The organism is Halarcobacter bivalviorum (genome assembly GCF_003346815.1).
Taxonomy (GTDB): Bacteria; Campylobacterota; Campylobacteria; order Campylobacterales; family Arcobacteraceae; genus Halarcobacter; species Halarcobacter bivalviorum.
The window spans coordinates 2,115,807-2,134,854 of the sequence record NZ_CP031217.1; the positions used below are offsets into that span (position 1 = coordinate 2,115,807).

The 19,048-nt window shown below is 29.8% G+C and carries 20 protein-coding genes; 6 read left to right on the plus strand and 14 right to left on the minus strand.

What is annotated here, in order from left to right; all coding sequences use genetic code 11:
* Positions 1-4: 4 nt before the first annotated feature.
* The 6 genes from hemA to ABIV_RS10775 form a co-directional block, all read right to left on the minus strand.
* Positions 5-1,297: a glutamyl-tRNA reductase gene (gene hemA, locus ABIV_RS10750; protein WP_114839879.1), complete on the minus strand. Its 1,293-nt coding sequence runs from the start codon at positions 1,295-1,297 to the stop codon at positions 5-7.
* A 3-nt stretch (positions 1,298-1,300) separates the two neighbouring features.
* Positions 1,301-2,197 carry a polyprenyl synthetase family protein gene (locus ABIV_RS10755; RefSeq protein ID WP_114839880.1) on the minus strand — a complete coding sequence of 299 codons (897 nt, stop codon included), beginning with the start codon at positions 2,195-2,197 and terminating at the stop codon, positions 1,301-1,303.
* Positions 2,198-2,205: 8 nt separating this feature from the next.
* Positions 2,206-2,502, minus strand: coding sequence for a DUF2018 family protein (locus ABIV_RS10760; RefSeq protein WP_114839881.1), 297 nt, complete (start codon positions 2,500-2,502; stop codon positions 2,206-2,208).
* 1 nt (position 2,503) lies between these two features.
* Complete coding sequence (gene hisD / locus ABIV_RS10765; RefSeq protein ID WP_114839882.1) at positions 2,504-3,799, minus strand: histidinol dehydrogenase; 1,296 nt, start codon at positions 3,797-3,799, stop codon at positions 2,504-2,506.
* Positions 3,786-4,310, minus strand: a complete 525-nt coding sequence (locus tag ABIV_RS10770) for a shikimate kinase (RefSeq protein WP_474509139.1) — start codon at positions 4,308-4,310, stop codon at positions 3,786-3,788. The genes hisD and ABIV_RS10770 overlap by 14 nt, the downstream gene beginning before the upstream one ends.
* Before the next feature lie 90 nt (positions 4,311-4,400).
* On the minus strand, positions 4,401-5,273 hold the full coding sequence (locus ABIV_RS10775) for a 1-aminocyclopropane-1-carboxylate deaminase/D-cysteine desulfhydrase (protein ID WP_114839884.1): 873 nt from the start codon (positions 5,271-5,273) through the stop codon (positions 4,401-4,403).
* Positions 5,274-5,321: 48 nt separating this feature from the next.
* On the opposite strand from ABIV_RS10775, the gene ABIV_RS10780 reads away from it, so the two are divergent.
* Both ABIV_RS10780 and ABIV_RS10785 read left to right on the plus strand, forming a co-directional pair.
* Entirely contained in the window at positions 5,322-5,801 is a 480-nt protein-coding gene (locus ABIV_RS10780; RefSeq protein ID WP_114839885.1) for a MotA/TolQ/ExbB proton channel family protein, read from the plus strand.
* On the plus strand, positions 5,798-6,196 hold the full coding sequence (locus ABIV_RS10785; protein WP_114839886.1) for an ExbD/TolR family protein: 399 nt from the start codon (positions 5,798-5,800) through the stop codon (positions 6,194-6,196). The genes ABIV_RS10780 and ABIV_RS10785 overlap by 4 nt, the downstream gene beginning before the upstream one ends.
* Here ABIV_RS10785 and ABIV_RS10790 read toward each other — a convergent pair.
* Both ABIV_RS10790 and ABIV_RS10795 read right to left on the minus strand, forming a co-directional pair.
* Positions 6,193-6,561, minus strand: a complete 369-nt coding sequence (locus ABIV_RS10790) for a DUF779 domain-containing protein (protein ID WP_114839887.1) — start codon at positions 6,559-6,561, stop codon at positions 6,193-6,195. The genes ABIV_RS10785 and ABIV_RS10790 overlap by 4 nt on opposite strands.
* A gap of 41 nt (positions 6,562-6,602) precedes the next feature.
* The gene (locus ABIV_RS10795) at positions 6,603-8,099 is read right to left on the minus strand and encodes an aldehyde dehydrogenase family protein (protein WP_114839888.1); all 1,497 of its coding nucleotides are present in this window, start codon (positions 8,097-8,099) and stop codon (positions 6,603-6,605) included.
* 204 nt (positions 8,100-8,303) lie between these two features.
* Between ABIV_RS10795 and ABIV_RS10800 the strand changes: the two genes are divergently transcribed.
* Together ABIV_RS10800 and ABIV_RS10805 are read left to right on the plus strand one after the other, a co-directional pair.
* The gene (locus tag ABIV_RS10800) at positions 8,304-10,232 is read left to right on the plus strand and encodes an FIST N-terminal domain-containing protein (RefSeq protein WP_162918008.1); all 1,929 of its coding nucleotides are present in this window, start codon (positions 8,304-8,306) and stop codon (positions 10,230-10,232) included.
* Complete coding sequence (locus tag ABIV_RS10805) at positions 10,213-10,872, plus strand: response regulator transcription factor (protein WP_114839889.1); 660 nt, start codon at positions 10,213-10,215, stop codon at positions 10,870-10,872. Before ABIV_RS10800 ends, ABIV_RS10805 begins: the two co-directional genes overlap by 20 nt.
* Positions 10,873-10,912: 40 nt before the next feature.
* Here the strand turns inward: ABIV_RS10805 and fbaA are convergent, their stop codons facing one another.
* Both fbaA and ABIV_RS10815 read right to left on the minus strand, forming a co-directional pair.
* Entirely contained in the window at positions 10,913-11,980 is a 1,068-nt protein-coding gene (gene fbaA, locus ABIV_RS10810) for a class II fructose-bisphosphate aldolase (protein WP_114839890.1), read from the minus strand.
* A gap of 11 nt (positions 11,981-11,991) precedes the next feature.
* Positions 11,992-12,822: a peptidylprolyl isomerase gene (locus tag ABIV_RS10815; RefSeq protein WP_114839891.1), complete on the minus strand. Its 831-nt coding sequence runs from the start codon at positions 12,820-12,822 to the stop codon at positions 11,992-11,994.
* Between the two features lie 189 nt (positions 12,823-13,011).
* Here ABIV_RS10815 and hsrA point away from each other — a divergent pair, with 189 nt between their 5' ends.
* Both hsrA and ABIV_RS10825 read left to right on the plus strand, forming a co-directional pair.
* Entirely contained in the window at positions 13,012-13,692 is a 681-nt protein-coding gene (gene hsrA, locus ABIV_RS10820; protein ID WP_114839892.1) for a homeostatic response regulator transcription factor HsrA, read from the plus strand.
* Positions 13,693-13,718: 26 nt separating this feature from the next.
* Positions 13,719-15,011, plus strand: a complete 1,293-nt coding sequence (locus ABIV_RS10825) for a sensor histidine kinase (RefSeq protein ID WP_114839893.1) — start codon at positions 13,719-13,721, stop codon at positions 15,009-15,011.
* 2 nt (positions 15,012-15,013) lie between these two features.
* Here the strand turns inward: ABIV_RS10825 and ABIV_RS10830 are convergent, their stop codons facing one another.
* The 4 genes from ABIV_RS10830 to ABIV_RS10845 all read right to left on the minus strand — a co-directional run bounded on the left by ABIV_RS10830 (position 15,014) and on the right by ABIV_RS10845 (position 18,978).
* Entirely contained in the window at positions 15,014-15,445 is a 432-nt protein-coding gene (locus ABIV_RS10830; RefSeq protein WP_114839894.1) for a CoA-binding protein, read from the minus strand.
* 133 nt (positions 15,446-15,578) lie between these two features.
* Positions 15,579-16,895: a sodium ion-translocating decarboxylase subunit beta gene (locus tag ABIV_RS10835; protein ID WP_114839132.1), complete on the minus strand. Its 1,317-nt coding sequence runs from the start codon at positions 16,893-16,895 to the stop codon at positions 15,579-15,581.
* A gap of 26 nt (positions 16,896-16,921) precedes the next feature.
* On the minus strand, positions 16,922-18,727 hold the full coding sequence (locus tag ABIV_RS10840) for a biotin/lipoyl-containing protein (RefSeq protein ID WP_114839133.1): 1,806 nt from the start codon (positions 18,725-18,727) through the stop codon (positions 16,922-16,924).
* 5 nt (positions 18,728-18,732) lie between these two features.
* Positions 18,733-18,978 carry an OadG family protein gene (locus tag ABIV_RS10845; protein ID WP_114839134.1) on the minus strand — a complete coding sequence of 82 codons (246 nt, stop codon included), beginning with the start codon at positions 18,976-18,978 and terminating at the stop codon, positions 18,733-18,735.
* Positions 18,979-19,048 lie beyond the last annotated feature (70 nt).

Here is a 19,048-nt window from a genome sequence, read left to right on the forward strand (position 1 = left end):
AATCCTATTCATTATTTTTTGTTGCGTGTTCGCATTTATTTAAAAAGTCTGTATCTTTTAGTCCAAAAATAGATTGAACTGTTCCAACAACAACATCACATTGACTATCTTTTGATATTCCTTTTAATCTTGTTGAAGGTTCATGTAAATATTCAGTTAAAACAGTTTGACAAAGTTTTTTAATATTCTCTTGGTCTTCTTGTTTTATAAAACCTTTTTTTATAGCATTCTTGATTTTTTTATCAATAACCTCATCACCTTTTAGATACATATGTTTTATAACAGGTTCTACTTCAAGTGATTTTAACCATTCAAAAAATTCCATAGACATCTTATTTACAATTGAGTATGCAGTTTTTGCCTGTTTTGCTCTTAAAGTCATATTTTCATCAACAATATCTTGTAAATCATCAACTGAATAAATATCTAAGTTCGATGATTCAATATCATCAATATCTCTTGGAACTGCTATATCAAACCAAAATCTATCAAAAGCACACTCAGATACCATCTCTTGTTTTATAATTGGGTATGGTGCTGCTGTTGCTGTAATCATTACAGGAACATGGTTTAAAAGTTTTTCTAAGTTTGAATACTCTTCAACTTGAATATGTTGCTCAAAACTATCAGCTAATAGTTGAGCTTTTTTAGTATCTCTACTTGTAAGAATTACATCAAAGCCAGAAGATAATAGATGCTTAATAGTAAGTTCACTCATCTCCCCTGCTCCAATTACAAGTGCTTTTACTCCACTTGTATCTCCTACAATCTCTTTTGCTTTTGCAACTGCTGTAGAAGCAACTGAAACAGAACCTGTACCTAAGCTTGTAGCATTTCTAACTGCTGCTGCACATTTAAAAGAGTAGTGAAGTGCTCTTGGAAGATTTTGTTCACAATATTTTTTTGCTAATGAAAATCTAAAGGCATCTTTTAATTGCCCTACAATTTGAGTCTCACCAATTACAAGTGAATCTAAAGCAGAAGCTACAGAGAAAAGATGATGAATTGCTCCATCATTTTCATAAATATCTGCTCTATCAAAAAGGTTTTCAAACTCTATTTTAGAGTAATTTGAAAGTTTTTCAATTATAGATTTTGAAGCAAGTTTTGTATTTCCAACAGCAGCGATAATCTCTACTCTATTACAGGTTGAAAGTAAAATTGCTTCTTCAATATTTTTATCAACTAAAATTTGTTTTAAAAATCTATCTTTGTTTTCCTCATTTGGAAAAGCTAACTTCTCTCTTGTTTGAATATCTGTATTTTTATGAGAGAAACTAATACATAAATAACTCATAAACTAAAACTCTCTTTCAATCATTGCACTCATAATTTGAACTAAAGACTCATTCTTCTCTTCTTTTACAGCTTCTATAGCTTCTAGGCCAAGCTCTTTTGCTTTTGTAATAGAATCAGCTAAAGCTTTTGTATTTATCATCTCTTGTTTTATCCAAGAGCTCTCTTCTTGTGATAACTCTTTTTTATATAAGGCTTCTAATTTTGTTTTATCTTCAATTCTTTCATGTAGTAAAAGGTAAGGAATAGTAACTTTACCCTCTACAAAATCAAGCATTGCAGGTTTTCCTAAAGTTTCACTATCTTGTGTAATATCTAAAATATCATCTATCATTTGGAAAGCAAGTCCTAAGTTTCTTCCATAAAGTGCATATTTTTCTTTATCAAGTCCTGCTAAAATAGCTGCTGATTTTGCACTTGCTTCTATTAATGAAGCAGTTTTTTTATAAATCATATCAAGGTATTTTTTATAAGAAGAGTTAAACTCATTTGTTAAATTTACATCTAACATCTCTCCAATACTTAAAAGTGTTACTGCATTTGAAACATTGTATGCAACTTCTTTATTCATTTGAGAAAGTTCAGTAAAGGCTTTTGAATATAAAACATCTCCAAACATGATTGAAGTTTTATTATCATATAAAGCATTGATTGAAGGTTTACCTCTTCTTGTATCAGCTTCATCAATAACATCATCATGTAATAAAGAAGCTGCATGAATCATCTCAACTACTGCACATAGTTTGATTGACTCTTCATTTACTCCTGCAATTTTTAAAATAAGTTTTGACCTTAACATCTTTCCAGTTGCAAGTTTGTCTAACAGTTCTAAACTCTTTTCGTCATTACACTCTTCTATAAAACTTCTTATTTTATTTTTAACTTCTTGTAACTCTTCCACTTTTAACCTTATGAATCTAATCTACAAATAATATCGCCTGTAAGTTCTAAATACAGACCTTTTTTTATTTTTTCTACTTTTTCACTATTCTCTAAGATATATCTATTAAGTATCTTATTAATATCAAAATCTTCGCCTTTTTCTTCTGATAAAAGTAATTCCATAACAGCAACTCTTTCTAAGAACTTATCGAACTCATCTTCGACAATCTCTTTTGTTGCTTGTCTAGCTACATCAAAATATTTTGATTTTGGTGTTCCAGTAAAGATATCATCTTCATCTTCTAAAAACCAATTCTTATTCATCTTAGTTATCTTCTAATCTTACTCTAACTGATTTTGCGTGAGCAGTTAAACCTTCTGTATCAGCTAATAAGGCACAAGCTTCTCCTAACTCATCAATTGCTTGTTTTGAGAAGTTTATAATTGAACTCTTCTTTAAGAAATTTTCAACATTTAATGGGCTATAAAATTTAGCTGTACTTCCTGTAGGAAGGGTGTGGTTTGGTCCTGCTATATAGTCACCAATTGGTTCAGGAGTATTTTCACCTAAGAAAATTGCACCTGCGTGTTTAATTTTTGGTAATAATTCAAAAGCATTTGTTGTCATTACTTCTAAGTGTTCTGGTGCAATTTCGTTCATTAGTTCAATTGCCTCATCCATAGAAGAAGCAACAATAATAGCTCCTCTATCTTCAATAGATTTTCTAGCTATCTCTTCTCTACTTAGAGTTTGTAAATAGTTTTCTACTTCAATACTTGTTTGTTTAGCTACTTCTTCATCTATTGTAATCATAATTGAACTTGCCATCTCATCATGCTCTGCTTGAGATAAAAGGTCAATTGCTAAATATTTTGGTTTAGCCGAACTATCAGCTAAAATTCCAATTTCAGAAGGACCTGCAATCATATCAATATGAACTTCTCCAAATACTAATTTTTTAGCAGTTGCAACAAAAATATTTCCAGGACCAGTAATTACATCAACTTTTGGAATAGTTTCAGTACCATAAGCCATAGCAGCAACAGCAGATGCTCCACCAACTTTATATGCTTTTTCGATACCACAAATATGACATGCTGCAAGTAATAGTTCATTTACTTCATTGTTTGGAGTTGGAGTACATACAACAATCTCTTCAACACCTGCAACTATTGCTGGAATTGCATTCATAAGTAGTGAGCTTGGATATGCTGCTTTTCCACCAGGAATATATAAACCAGCTCTATCTACAGGAGTTACTTTTTGTCCTAAGATTGTTCCATTTTTCTCAAAATCAATCCAAGATTTTGGTAATTGTTTTTCATGATATGTTTTAATTCTATTGTATGCGATATGTAAAGCTTCTTTTAGTTTTTCATCAATATTTTCATAAGCTTTTTTCATATCATCTTTTGAAATTTGAAGTTGAGAATCCTCTTTTACTTCCCATTTATCAAATTTTTCAATATGTTTTTTTAAAGCACTGTTTCCATTTTCTACAATCTCATCAATTATTGAAGTTACAATTGATGATACTTCTTTGATATCAGTTTTAGCTCTTGCTAAAATATTTTCAAACTCTTCTTTAAAATTTGCATCATTTGTATTAATTATTTTCATTTACTTTTCCTAAAATCTCTTTTACTACTAAATCAATATATTTATTTTCCACATTTACTGTTATATCAGAAACCTTTTTATAATCTTCAACTCTTTGATTATAAAGTTTTTTAGCCTCTACTAAGTTACTTAAAAGGGGTCTTTTTTTAAGTTTTGCTTTTGCATTAGGTGAAGAATTAATTCTATTTAAAATCCCTTCAAAGCTAGACTCTAAATAGATTATTGTTCCTATTGTATGGATATTTTCTTGTCTAAAGAAACCTCCACCCGTTGAGATAATTGTATTATCTACATTCTTTTCAAGCCAGAGAGCACATCTTTTTTCTAAACTTCTAAAATAAGGTTCACCCTCTTCTTCAAAGATTTTTTTAACTCTTCTGTTTTCAATACTTTCAATTAAATCATCAGTATCAATTGCAAAATAATCACTTGCCTTAACAAGGGCTCTTGCAACAGTTCCTTTACCTACTCCCATAAAACCAATAAGAATAATATTATTTTTTTTACTCAACACTTCTTCCTGATAAACATATCTCTTTTAAAAATCCTAGATTATATCTAAATTAAAGTAAAAAAATAAATGACTCTTGTTAAATTTTTTCTACTTATTGAATTTTCGTTCATATCTAGGCTTCATACTCTCATTTCCTAATATTCCGCCTTGATGAATATATAAAATTTCTTCCTCTTTTTTTGAGCTTTTTAAATATTGTTCTAAACTTAAAAAACCTAAAGGGTCATAGAGTAAATCAAACTCTATTTTTGTTGTTTCTAGTAGTTCATTATAGATTTCAAAAAACTCTTTATAAAGCTTTCCAAAATGATATTTTTTTGGCATATCTATTATTTTTGGATGATATTTTTCATCCTTTTCTAAAGAGAAAAATTGCTTTTTTAAATACTCACTTCCACCTACACAAGAGACTGTATAAACTTCAAATTTTAAATGTTTTTGTAAGAATAAAGCAGTAGTTCCTGTACCACTTGGTAAAAATATTTTTAGCTTTTCTATTTTTTTCTCTTCTGCCCATTTTGTAATCTCTTGGGCTAGAATTTTTATACCAAATTGGGCTTCTTTTACTCTTGCACCCTCTTCTATTAAGATTTCATTCTCTTTTAACTCATAAGTTTTAAAATCAAAATTTTTATCTTCAATAATATTTACACCATTTTCTATAGCTTTTTTATAATTGCCATGAGGGTTCTCTTTTAAATAAGAACTTATATGGTTTACATAAAAATCAATATTAATCTCTCTTATCTTTCCTAAAACAGAAAGTGAATATAAAGAGTTTGCTTGAGCAGAACCAAAACTAATGATTTTATCTATATTTGTTAAGTCATTAACTAAGTAGTAATAAAATTTTCGTGCTTTATTTCCACTAAAGTGCTTATCTAGGAGGTCATCTCTTTTTAAATAAATTTCTTTATTTTTAAATTTAATTTTTTCTGTTGGAGAGTTTATATAATTCATTAAGCTTATTATACTAAAATTACACGAAAAGAAAATTAGGAAATATAAATGAATATTATGGAATATATTGATAAGGGTGGGATAATTGTATATATTCTTATCTTTTTAAATATTATTGGATTTACAATTATAATTTGGAAGTTTTTAACAATACCTAGAAAAAAAGCAATGGTAGAAAAAATTCAAAAAAAGATAAACGAAGAAAACCTTGCTACTATAGAAGTTCAAATAGAGTATGAAGTAAAAAGATTAGAAAGTGGTTTAACTTATATCAAAAATATAGCTTCTGTTGCTCCACTTTTAGGACTTCTTGGAACAGTTTATGGAGTATATAAAGCTTTTGAAGCAATTACACAAAAAGGTTTAGGAGATCCAACTATTTTTTCTAGTGGGATTTCAGTTGCACTTATTACAACTATTACTGGTCTTATTGTAGCAATTCCACACCATATTGCTTATAACCACTTTATTTCAATTATCGATTCAATTGAATTAAAAGCAAAAAAAGAGATTATTGGTAAATTATGAAAAGAAGAGAATATTTAGGAATAGATTTAACACCAGTTATTGATGTTGTTTTTATTCTTTTAATCTTTTTTATTGTTACTTCTGTTTTCAAAAAAGATGAACTTGCACTTATGCTTGATTTACCAGAAGCTAATGCAAAAGCAGTAGAGATAGATGAAGAACAAGTTTTTATAGAACTAAATAAAAACAAATTAGCAATAAAAGGTATTGAAGTATCTTTTGAATCTTTAGAAGATAATCTAAAAGAGATTAAAAATAAGAAAAAACCAATAATAGTAAGAATTGATAAAAAAGTAGAATATGAAAGAGTTGTTAAAGTATTAGATTTACTTCAAAAATATAATTTAAACAACTTAGCCCTTGTAACAAACGAAGCTAAAAGCAAAGAAGATTAATCTTCTAAGCTTTTATACTCCTCATCTGTAAAAATCCTAGATTTTGTAATAAATTGATAACCATGGTCTATCTCTAAAGAGAAAGAGTTTCCAAAAGCTCCTTGCTCCTTTTTTACATCAACTATTATTTGGGAGTGTTTAAAATACTCAAACTGTTCCCTATCAATAAAAAATTCACACCCACAAATCTCGCCTAACTTTACATTTCTACTTGGAACATAAAAATCATTCTTCTCATAACACATTGGGGCTGTTCCATCACAACAACCTCCACTTTGATTAAAGACTAATTCTCCATGCTCTTTTTTAAGCATCTCTATAACTTCTTTTGCTTCTTGGGTTACTTCAACTCTTTTAACACTCATTTTATCTCCTTTAAAAAGAGGTTAAAACCTCTTTTTATTTTTTAGAAAAACCCTAAAGCATTTTTACTATATGAAGTTAAAATATTTTTTGTATGTCTATAAGAGTTTAACATCATCATATGAGTCTCTCTTCCAATACCAGATTTCTTATATCCACCAAATGAAGCATGAGAAGGATATAAATGATAACAATTTACCCAAACTCTTCCTGCTTGAATTGCTCTACTCATACTATGAAGTTGGTGTGCATCCCTTGACCATACACCTGCACCAAGACCATACATAGTATCATTTGCGATTTCAATTGCCTCTTTTTCATCTTTAAAAGTAGTCACAGCTAAAACTGGCCCAAAAATCTCTTCTTGGAAGATTCTCATTTTATTGTGTCCTTTAAAAACAGTTGGTTTAATATAAAAACCATTTGGATATTTGCTATTTTCTAAAGCTTCTCCTCCAATTAAACATTCAGCTCCCTCTTCTTTACCAATTTTAATATACTCTAAAATTTTATCTTTTTGATTTTGCGAACACTGAGCTCCCATCATATTCTCTGGGTCTAGTGGGTCTCCTAATTTAATTGCTTCGATTCTCTCTAATACTCTTTTCATAAAAGGTTCATAAATTGACTCTTGTATTAAAGCTCTTGAAGGACAAGTACAAACCTCTCCTGAGTTAAATGCAAATAGAACTAAACCTTCAATTGCTTTGTCAAAAAACTCATCATCTGAGTCCATAATTGATTCAAAGAAAACATTTGGAGATTTTCCACCCAGTTCTAAAGTAGAAGGGATAATATTTTCTGTTGCATATTGCATAATTAATTGACCAGTTGTAGTTTCACCTGTAAAACCAACTTTTTTAACATCTGGATGAGTAGTTAAATATTTACCAATTTTCCCTCCGGCACCATTTATAATATTAACTGTTCCTGCTGGTAAAATATCTCCAATAATCTCCATCATTAAAATAATAGACATTGGTGTTGCACTTGCTGGTTTCATAACAACACAATTTCCAGCTGCTAAAGCAGGAGCTAATTTCCAAGCAGCCATTAAAAGTGGGAAGTTCCAAGGAATAATTTGAGCAACTACTCCATATGGTTCATAAACCTCTTGAGAGATAGTATTTGCATCTAAATCAGCTACTGTTCCAGCTTCTGCTCTTATAACTGAAGCAAAATATCTAAAATGGTCAACAACTAAAGGAATATCTGCATTTAAAGTCTCTCTTACAGTTTTACCATTATCTAAAGTCTCTGCAACGGCAAGTCTTTCTAAGTTTGCTTCAATTGCATCTGCCACTTTATTTAATAAAGCACTTCTTTCTACAACTGAAGTATGTTTATAAGTCTCAAAAGCAGCTTTTGCTGAAGAGACTGCTAACTCAATATCTTCTTCATTTGATCTTGGAATTTTTGTAAGAACCTCTCCATCTACTGGCGAAATATTTTCAAAATACTCTCCACTCTTTGGAGCAATCCATTGTCCACCTATAAAGTTTTCATATTGTGATTTAAATTCTGGTTTTGCATAAGTCATTTTTTTTCCTTATTGATTTTTTGAAAAGAAACTTTTCCTTTTAAAAATTTTAGAGAAAAAAAATAGCCTATCTTTAGCAAAAGCATAGCATTGAAATAGCATTTAAATTTTGAAGAAGGAAAGCACCATTAAATAGAGCTTTCAAAGAAAATTTTATTTTATTTTTTTTGCTAAATAATATCTTTTTTTATGCTACAATCATTTATGCAAACATTTAATTTTATAATTAAAAATAATCGCTTAGATGATATTATTGATTTTAATAAATTTAAATCCCATAAAAACTTACTTATCCAAGTTTTTTGTGGGCAATCCAAAGATAGCTTACAAAAAATATTAGATGAAATAAAAAAGAATCTTCCCTCTTCTTTTATAATTGCCTCTTCTACTGATGGAGAAATTTATGAAGCAAGTGTTAATACCCTAAGTACCATTATAAGTATCTCTTCTTTTGAAAACACAACTTTTAAAGCCCTTTATGTAAATGAAAATTCCTCTTTTAAAAATGGCATAAAAATAGCGAAAACTTTAATTGAAGAGGATTCAAAACTTCTTATCTGTTTTACAGATGGAGAAAAAACAAATGGAGAGGAGTTCTTAAAAGGGATTGAAGAGACAAATAATAAGATCCCTGTTTGTGGAGGTATGGCAGCAGATAATGCAAGTTTTACTCAAACTTTTATAGCTTTAGATAATAATATCTATACAAAAGGGGCTGTTGCTATTGTTCTTAATTCTAAAATATTAGATGTAAAGACTGCTTTTAACTTCAACTGGTCTGCAATTGGAATATCACATAAAATAGATGAAGTGAAAGGAAATCGTGTTTATAAAATTTCAGGACTAAAATCTTTAGATTTTTATGAAAAATATTTAGGAGAGTATGTTGCTAAATCTTTACCAGCAACAGGAATTGAGTTTCCTTTAATAGTAAAAAGAAATGGCTTATCCCTAGCAAGAGCTGTAATAAAAAAACATAAAGATGGAAGCCTAAGTTTTGCTGGGAATTTACATAAAAATGATAGAGTAAAATTAGGTTTTGGGAATATTGAATTGATAATGAATAACCCTTTAAAATCTCTTTTTAAATCTTCAAATATAAATAATACTCAAAGCTTTTTTATCTACTCTTGTATGGCAAGAAGAAGGTATATGCCAAATATTATTGATTTAGAGATTGAGCCCTTTTCTAAAATTGCTCCTACTTCTGGATTTTTTACTTATGGAGAATTTTATTATGATAAAAATAAGCAGAGTAATCAGTTTTTAAATCAAACCCTAACTGTAGTTGCTTTAAGTGAAAAAGAAGAGGCTTTTATAAATAAAGAACTTCCTAATAAAGAAGAAAATCAAATTAGTGAACATGCAAGAAGTCTACAAGCTTTAACTCATTTAATACAACAATCTGCAAATGATTATAATAAACAATCAAAAGAACTTGAAGAAAAAACCCTTTATTCTCAACAACTTTTAAACTTACAAAAACAGTTTTTAAAACACTCTGTACATGAAACAAATACACCCTTATCTGTAATAATGGGAAATATAGATATGTATAAAATGGAGTTTGGTAAAAACAGATATATCTCAAATATTGAAATAGCAATGAAAACACTTTTTAATATCTATGATGATTTAAGCTACCTAATTAGAAAAGACCATATAAATAGAGTCAAACATAATATAAATATTGTAGATTTTCTAAGAAGTCGCATTGATTTTTTCTCTCTTATTGCAAAAAAAGCAAAACTAGATTTTAATTTTGAGACTTCAAAAAAGCAGATATTTATCTACTTTGATGAAACAAAACTACAAAGAATTGTAGATAATAATCTCACAAATGCAATTAAATATACTTTTGCAAACAATATAATTGATGTTTCAATAAAAATAAAAGAAGCAGATGTTATCTTAAAAATCTCAAGCCCTTCAAAACAGATATTAGATAAAAAAAAGATATTTGAAGAGTATTATCAAGAACAAACTAGTCAAAATGGTTTTGGTTTAGGACTAAATTTAGTAAAAAGAATATGTGAAGAAGAGAGTGTAAAAATAGAACTAGAATCAAATGAAAACTTAGCTTCATTTATCTATACATTTAAGGATATAACTAATGAAAATACTCCTACTTGAAGATGATTTTATGCTTAATGAGATGATTGGTAATTATCTAAATTCTACAGGACACAAAGTTGTAACTACAAGTACAGGAAGTGAATGTTTAAACTTATTACAAAAAGAGGAGTTTGACCTACTTATCTTAGATATAAATGTTCCTGATATTGATGGTTTTACTATTTTAGAGACTTTACATCAACAAAAAAGAGAAATACCAACTATTTATATCTCTGCCTTAATAGATATTGAAGATATTTCAAGAGCTTTTGATATAGGCTGTTATGATTATTTAAAAAAGCCCTTTCATCTAAAAGAACTTACTATTAGAATAAATAGACTACTTAAAAACCAAATTACACCTAAGCAACATAAAAGGCTCTCTAAATCATATAGTTTTGATATTGAATCAATGACCCTATATTTTAATAATGAACCACATATCCTGCCAAGAAGACAACTTAAAATTATAGAAGTTTTAGCAAGAAATAGAAGCTTAGTTGTAGATTATGATATGTTTAAAGAGTATGCTTATAATGGAGATGAAGTAGATATTTCAACAATAAGATCAGAAATAAATAGAATCAAAAAAATATTGAAAGAGGATTTTATTATAAATATTAGAGGAAGTGGTTATATGATAAAAACACCACAATAAAATGATAGCCTAAGATTATAGGGCTATCACTTTATAAAAATTAGTTTTTGTTTATAGAACAAAGGTCAGAGTATGCAACTTCAAGTCTAGAAATCATAGTCTCTTGTCCAGCTCTTAACCATTTTCTTGGGTCATAATAAGATTTATTTGGTTTATCTTCACCCTCTGGGTTACCAATTTGACCTTGTAAATAATCTTTATTTTTAGCTTCATAAGCTCTTACACCATCCCAAAAAGCCCATTGAGTATCTGTATCAATATTCATTTTGATAACACCATACTCAATTGCTTCTCTGATTTCATGTAACTCAGAACCTGAACCACCATGAAAAACAAAGTCAACAGGCTTTGTATCTGTACCATGTTTTTCTTCAATGAATTTTTGAGAATTATCTAGAATTTTTGGACTTAAAACAACATTTCCTGGTTTATAAACTCCATGAACATTACCAAATGATGCAGCTATTGTAAAGTTTTCAGAAACTTTTGATAACTCTTCATATGCATAACATACTTCTTCTGGTTGAGTATAAAGTAAAGCATTGTCAACATCTGTGTTATCAACACCATCTTCTTCTCCACCAGTAATTCCAAGTTCAATCTCAATCATCATATCAAGTTCATTCATTTTTTTGAAATACTCAACACATGTTCCTACATTCTCTTCTAAAGACTCTTCTGAAAGGTCTAACATATGAGAAGTATATAAAGGTTTACCAGTTTTTTCAAAATGTTTTTTTCCAGCTTCTAATAAACCATCAATCCATGGTAAAAGTTTTCTTGCCGCATGGTCAGTGTGTAAAATTACAGGAATACCGTAAGCTTCAGCCATTGTATGTACATGAATTGCTCCACTTATTCCACCTAAAACTGCTGCATCAGCAGTTTTAAGACCCTTTCCTGCAAAATATTGTGCTCCACCATTTGAAAATTGTATAATTACTGGTGAGTTTACCTTTGCTGCAGCTTCTAATACTGCATTTACAGAATCCGTTCCTACAACATTTACAGCAGGAATTGCAAATTTATTCTCTTTTGCATATGCAAAAAGTTTTTTTGCTTCGCTTCCACTTAAAACACCAGGTTTAACAATATCTAATACAGCCACTCATTTTCTCCTTATAATTTGATAACTATTTTTGCTTTATCTCTTAATTTATTTGCTTCAGATTCAAGGAAGTTTCTAAACTTTTCTTGTAATAAAACTTGTTTAATTCTATTTTTAATTTTATCATATTCTAAAGTTTTCGCTGCTTCTTTATCCTCTAAGTAGATAACATGATACCCAAATTGTGTTTTAACTGGGCTTTTAGAATAATTACCAACCTTTAAAGCGTTTGCAGCATCAGAGAATTCTTTAACCATTTTTGTCTCTGGAAACTTACCTAAATAACCACCTTGTGGACCAGTTGGACCAACTGATTTTGTTTTTGCTAACTCAACAAATTTATCTTTTTTATTTGAAGCTTTATCTAAAGTTTTGATAATCTCTTTTCCTTCTGCTTCAGTTTTTACAAGAATATGTCTTGCTTCTAAAGTAGCTGGAACTTTAAATTGAGCTTTATTTTGCTCATAGTAATCTTTCATATCTTTTTCAGATACTGTTACTTTTTCAGACTCTTTTTTTAACCATACTCTTAAAGCTAAATCTTTTTTTAATTTTTCTAAGCTTTCTTTATATTCTGCATCTTTTTCAACACCACTTTTTACAGCTTTTTCTGTTAAAAGTTTATTGTTGATAATTTGATCTAAAATTTGATTTTTATTCTTTTTTGGTAAAGAATCGAAATCAATATTTGGATTTCCTAATAAAATAGCAATATCTTGTTTTGTGATTTTATCACCATTCACTGTTGCTAAAACATCAGAAGAAGCACATAATGAACTTGTTGTTATTGCAACTGTTGCAATAAGGCTTGTAACTAATTTTTTGCTTGTAACTTTAATCATTATATTCCTTAATAATTTTGATTTTAATATTGTATCTTTATTTTATTAACATGAAGTTAATTCGCACTTTTTGTCTAAATTTCAAAATTTACCTTAAAAAACCTTTAATTTTTACTATATTTATGATATAATACGGCAAATTTTAAACTTAACTTAAATTTAAGTTACGAGAGTATAAGGAAAATCTATATGAGAATATTAATTATTGAAGATGAGATTACGTTAAATAGAACTCTGCAAGAAGGTCTAACAGACTTCGGATACCAAGTAGATGCAGCAGAAAATTATAAAGATGCAGAGTACTTCATTGATATTAGAAATTATGATTTAGTATTAACTGACTGGATGTTACCAGACGGAGATGGGATTGAGTTATGTAAAATAGTTAAAAACAGAAGCTCAAGAACTGCAGTTGTTATTTTATCTGCAAGAGATGATAAAGATTCTGAAATTGAAGCATTAAAATCTGGTGCTGATGATTATATTAAAAAACCATTTGACTTCGATATTCTATTAGCTAGAATTGAAGCTAGATTAAGATTCGGTGGAACAAATGTAATCGAAATTGAAGATTTATCAATTAACCCTGATGAAGAAAAAATCGAATATAACGGTGAAGAGATTGAATTAAAAGGTAAACCTTTTGAAGTATTAACTCACCTTGCAAGACACAGAGATCAAATCGTATCTAAAGAACAATTATTAGATGCTATCTGGGAAGAACCAGAATTAGTAACTCCAAACGTAATTGAAGTTGCAATTAACCAAATTAGACAAAAAATGGATAAACCATTAAACATCTCTACTATTGAGACGATTAGAAGAAGAGGTTACAGATTCTGTTACCCTGATACTGACGAAGAAGCATAAGAAACCTAAAAAAGGTTAAATAAACTATGCAAGCGAAGAGCATTTATAAACAGTTTTACCAAAAACTAATTCTTGCTACTTCGCTTTTTATTATTATTCTCTCATTTATTTTTTACGGATATACTAAATCAACTATTTATGAAGAGCTGAAAGAGTCTCTTCTTTCTGATGCAGAACTAATTTTTAAAATTAGTCAAAATGCTGATGTAAATTCTAGAAACTTTAATATTATTACTCATAATGGAATTAATGTTGACCTTGTTACTTTAAAACACATTCCTGAAGTAGCCTACTCAACTTACAAGCTAAATGATAATCATTTTATGCAAATTCTTTATCCTTTTAATCTTGAAAAAAATCAATATATTAAAATTGTAAAGAATATTAACTCATCAATAAAGATGCTTACAAAAATTTTTAACAACATTCTTTTAATCTCTTTTGGTGGTTTAATAATGGTTGTTCTTTATGCTTTTACTGTTTCAAAAACACTATTAAGACCAATTATTCAAATTACAAAAAAACTTTCTAATATGGATGAAAACTATCTAACTCAAATAAATAAAAATAACCTTCCTATAGAGTTTCATCCTTTAGCAGACTCAATTAACTCTTTAACTACAAGAATAGAGACAAATATCAAATTTAAAAAAGAGTTATTTATTGGAGTTGCTCATGAATTAAAGACTCCTCTAGCAGTAATGAAACTAAAAAATGAAGTTACTTTAATGAAAGATAGAGAGACTCAAAAATATAAAGATACATTAAAACTTACAGTTGAACAAATCAATGATATGAATAAAATGATCTCTTCTATTTTAGATATTGGACGAGCTGAAGGGGCACAATTTGAAAAACCTGAAGAGATAGATTTAGTTCAATATATGCAAAGAAAAACAAATGATTATAGAATGTTAAGTGCAAAAAAGAAAATTATTCTTACTTTCTTTTCAAATGTAAATCATCATAAAGTATATTTACAACCAACACTATTAAATCAAATTATTCAAAACTTTGTACAAAATGCTATAAAATTTACACCTGATAATAAAGCAATTGCCATAAGATTAGAAAAAACAAAAGATACTACAACTCTTTCTATTACTGATGATGGAAGTGGAATTGATGAATCAATTGATCTTTTTGCTCCATTTAAAAGAATGGGTGAAGAAAGTGGTGCAGGACTTGGTCTTTTCTTAGCAAAAAATGCTGCTGATGCACTGGGAGCAACTATAAGTTTAAAAAATAGAACTGATGGAAAAACAGGATGTATTGCTACTTTAGTTTTAAATAACAAAACACCCCAAAGTAAAAGTTAATCTTAGTTAAATATATTATTATGTTCGATTTTAGTACATTTATTTTGTACTACTTTCATACCTGCTGCTTCAGCTTTTTGTGCAGCTTCATTATTTACTAAACCTAATTGAGTCCATACTGTATCAATATCTCCTCTTTCAATTGCAGCATCAACTACTTGCCCTATTACATCAGGCTTTCTAAAAATATCTACCATATCAATTTTAAAAGGTATCTCTTTTAAACTTCTATATACTTTTTCTCCTAAGATTTCATCCTCTTTTGGATATACAGGAACAATCTTAAACCCTGCATTTTTTAAGTAATTTGCAACTCTATTACTAGCCTTTTCTTCATTTGGAGAAAGCCCAATAATTGCAATTGTTTTTGTATTTTCAAAAATTTCTTTTATCTCTTCAATATTACTGTTTACAGTAGGAAATTCACATTCCATTTTATCTCCTTTTCTTTTATGATAAATATTAGCAAAATAGTGTTTAGTAAAGCAAGAAAGAATTATATTTTAGGCATAAAAAAAGCCAAACTCTTTCAAGTTTGGCTTTATATGTTTTATTAAATGTTGTTTTTTAAAAAATCGATAAAAGTACACCAGCAGCTACGGCAGAGCCAATAACACCAGCAACATTAGGACCCATCGCATGCATTAATAATACATTTGATTTGTCATATTCTTGTCCAACTTTACTAACAACTCTTGCTGCCATTGGTACAGCTGATACTCCTGCAGCACCAATAAGAGGGTTAATCTTATTCTCATCAGACGAAAATTTATTCATGATCTTTGCCATGATTACACCTGCTGCTGTTCCTGCTGCAAATGCAATTAATCCAATAACCATAATCCCAAGTGTCTCTAACACTAAGAATTTATCAGCAGCTAGTTTTGAACCAACCCCTAATCCTAAGAAAATTGTTACTATATTGATTAATGAATTCTGCATTGTATCAGAAAGTCTCTCAACAACTCCTGATTGTTTGAAGAAATTTCCTAAACAAAATGCTCCAATTAGTGGAGTTGACTCTGGTAAGAACAGAATTGCTAACAATAATATAACAATTGGCAGTGTTAAATTCTCTAATTTATGCACTTTTCTTAATTTTGGCATTTTGATTTTTCTTTCAGCCTCTGAAGTAAGTGCCTTCATAATTGGAGGTTGAATTACTGGTACTAATGCCATATAAGAGTATGCTGCTACTGCAATTGCACCTAATAATTCAGGAGCTAATCTATTTGCAATAAAGATTGATGTTGGTCCATCAGCTCCACCAATAATAGAAATAGCTGAAGCAGACTGTAAATCAAATCCTAAAACTACTGCACCTACTAGTGATCCAAAGATACCAAACTGTGCTGCTCCTCCTAGGATTGCTGCTTTTGGATTTGCTAATAGTGGAGTAAAGTCTGTCATTGCTCCAACTCCCATAAAAATTAATAATGGGAAAAATCCATTTGCAATACCCATATTATAAATAATACCAAGCATTCCAGTCTCTCCACCAATTCCAGCTAGTGGAATATTAGCTAAGATACCACCAAAGGCTATTGGCATTAATAATAATGGTTCAAATCCTTTTGCAATTGCAAGGTAGAATAAGAATAGACAAATTGCTATCATTATTAATCTACCCCAAGTTTGTTCAAAAGTAGTCATAACTCTTGCATCTTCGGCATGAGCTTCTGAAGTCATTACATCATCACTTGGATTTGTAAAAGCATAAATCCCTGTTGTTTTATAGAATGACTCTAATAATTGACCTAATGATTTTTCATGATATTCATGTTTTACTTCTTCTGCAGGTGCTGCATTTGCACTTGCAAAAGAGTTTGTTGTGAATAGTGTAAAAAACAACAGTAGCATTGAAGCTAGTATTTTTTTATTCATTAAATATTTCTCCAGTTCTTTATAGCTTAGCTAATTGTTGCTATTGCTTGACCTTCTTCAACAGCATCACCTGGATTAGCTAAAATTGCACTTACTGTTCCATCACAAGGAGCTTCTACATCAATTTCCATTTTCATTGCTTCTAGAATTGCTACGATATCACCTTGTTTTACTGTATCTCCAACTTTAACATTTACTTTCCATACATTTCCTGCAACAGTTGCTCCAACTTCTGCTCCACCACCACTTACTGGTGCTGCTGATGCTGATGTTTCTACTGGTGTTACTTGAATATCTGCATTACCTTCAGCTACAGTTACATTAAATTTTTGTCCATCTACAACTACTGTATAGTTTCCTGTTGCATTACTCATACTATTTTTCTCTCCTAATTTACATTCTTTATCATTTTCGCATGTTGCATCATTTGTTTTTCTTACATTTAATGGGCTTTCACCTTTTAGAAAAGCAATTCCTTTTTCATCACAAGCTGCTGCTATAAAGATATTCTCATCACTTGTTTCGATATTCTCTTCTTTTAATCTTCCTTCCCAGTAAGACATAGTTTTCTTCTCATCTCTATCTGCTATATCTAGTGGGTTTTCACTTGTTGGTTCAAGTTTTAGTTTTTCAGAAGCTAATTTAACAATCTCTTGGTCTGGTTCAACTGGTGTTTTACCGAAGTATCCTAATACCATCTTTCCATAACCTGGTGCAATTTGTTTCCATGGTCCAAACATTACATTTGCGTATGCTTGTTGCCAATAGAATTGTGAAACTGGTGTTACTGATGTTCCATATCCACCTTTTTCTACTACTTCTTGCATTGCTTTTATTACTTCTGGGAATTTATCTAAAGTTCCATTATCTCTCATCATTTGTGTATTTGCTGTTAATGCTCCACCTGGCATTGGAGAGAATGGGATTAAAGGAGAAACTTGTGTTGCTTCTGGTGGCATAAAGTAATCTTTTAAACAAGATTGTAAAGTATCTTGATATTTTAATACTTTAGAGATTTCTAATCCACCTAAATCATAATTCATACCTTTTACTGCGTGCATCATTGTTAGGATATCTGGTTGAGATGTCCCTCCACTTACAGGAGATGCTGCTAGGTCTATTCCATCTGCTCCTGCATCTAATGCTGCTAAGTAACAAGCTACTGATACTCCTGCTGTTTCATGTGTATGTAATCTAATATGAGTATCTTCACCTACTAATTTTCTTGCCATTTTAATAGTATCAAATACTTTTTGTGGAGAAGATGTTCCACTTGCATCTTTAAAACAAATAGAGTCAAATGGTAAGCCACTATCTAGGATATTTCTTAATGTCTTTTCATAGAATGGTACATCATGAGCTCCTTCACATCCTGGAGGTAAGTCCATTAATGTTACTACTACTTCATGATTTAGTCCATATTTTTTTATACATTCTGCACTATATTCTAAGTTTTGTACATCATTTAATGCATCAAAGTTTCTTATTGTTGTTACACCATGTTTTGCAAACATTTTTGCGTGCATCTCTACTAGTTCTCTTGAACCTGTATCTAGCATTACTGTATTTATACCTCTTGCTAGGGTTTGTAGATTCGCTTCTGGTCCTACAATTTCTCTAAATTTATCCATCATTTCGAATGCGTTTTCTTGTAGATAGAAGAATAAAGATTGGAATCTTGCTCCTCCTCCGAACTCGAAATGATTGATACCTGCTTCTTTCGCAGCTTCAACAGCTGGAAAAAAATCTTCCATTAAAACTCTACCTCCGAAGACAGATTGGAATCCATCTCTAAATGTAGTATCCATAACATCAATATATTTTTTTGACATTTAATTTAACCTTTTAGATTTTTATGATGTTGAACAGCTGCTACTATAGCCGCTATCTTTGCAGTTTTCTCTTTTGAAGCCTCTGTAGTTCTTGGCTTTGTAGGTGCTGGTGTCTCTCCTTGCGGAAAATACTTACCAATTATTTTTGCTTGCAGTTTTAAAGCATAGACCATTACGATCAAGAATAAGAATACTATCCCCATCCCCAAGACCATAAACTTTATCGCTTCTGCAACTAAGTTTGTTTCCATGTTTTTCCTCTAGTTCAATTTAGATAATCTATTGTAATGTAATAATAAAACTTTTTCTTCTTCTTTTTTG

Bases quoted from the DNA above. Each gene is read 5' to 3' on its own strand.
- hemA (WP_114839879.1), bottom strand. From the start codon at position 1,297: ATGAGTTATTTATGTATTAGTTTCTCTCATAAAAATACAGATATTCAA.
- ABIV_RS10760 (WP_114839881.1), bottom strand. From the start codon at position 2,502: ATGAATAAGAATTGGTTTTTAGAAGATGAAGATGATATCTTTACTGGA.
- hisD (WP_114839882.1), bottom strand. From the start codon at position 3,799: ATGAAAATAATTAATACAAATGATGCAAATTTTAAAGAAGAGTTTGAA.
- ABIV_RS10775 (WP_114839884.1), bottom strand. From the start codon at position 5,273: ATGAATTATATAAACTCTCCAACAGAAAAAATTAAATTTAAAAATAAA.
- ABIV_RS10780 (WP_114839885.1), top strand. From the start codon at position 5,322: ATGAATATTATGGAATATATTGATAAGGGTGGGATAATTGTATATATT.
- ABIV_RS10785 (WP_114839886.1), top strand. From the start codon at position 5,798: ATGAAAAGAAGAGAATATTTAGGAATAGATTTAACACCAGTTATTGAT.
- ABIV_RS10790 (WP_114839887.1), bottom strand. From the start codon at position 6,561: ATGAGTGTTAAAAGAGTTGAAGTAACCCAAGAAGCAAAAGAAGTTATA.
- ABIV_RS10795 (WP_114839888.1), bottom strand. From the start codon at position 8,099: ATGACTTATGCAAAACCAGAATTTAAATCACAATATGAAAACTTTATA.
- ABIV_RS10800 (WP_162918008.1), top strand. From the start codon at position 8,304: ATGCAAACATTTAATTTTATAATTAAAAATAATCGCTTAGATGATATT.
- ABIV_RS10805 (WP_114839889.1), top strand. From the start codon at position 10,213: ATGAAAATACTCCTACTTGAAGATGATTTTATGCTTAATGAGATGATT.
- ABIV_RS10815 (WP_114839891.1), bottom strand. From the start codon at position 12,822: ATGATTAAAGTTACAAGCAAAAAATTAGTTACAAGCCTTATTGCAACA.
- hsrA (WP_114839892.1), top strand. From the start codon at position 13,012: ATGAGAATATTAATTATTGAAGATGAGATTACGTTAAATAGAACTCTG.
- ABIV_RS10825 (WP_114839893.1), top strand. From the start codon at position 13,719: ATGCAAGCGAAGAGCATTTATAAACAGTTTTACCAAAAACTAATTCTT.
- ABIV_RS10830 (WP_114839894.1), bottom strand. From the start codon at position 15,445: ATGGAATGTGAATTTCCTACTGTAAACAGTAATATTGAAGAGATAAAA.
- ABIV_RS10835 (WP_114839132.1), bottom strand. From the start codon at position 16,895: ATGAATAAAAAAATACTAGCTTCAATGCTACTGTTGTTTTTTACACTA.
- ABIV_RS10840 (WP_114839133.1), bottom strand. From the start codon at position 18,727: ATGTCAAAAAAATATATTGATGTTATGGATACTACATTTAGAGATGGA.
- ABIV_RS10845 (WP_114839134.1), bottom strand. From the start codon at position 18,978: ATGGAAACAAACTTAGTTGCAGAAGCGATAAAGTTTATGGTCTTGGGG.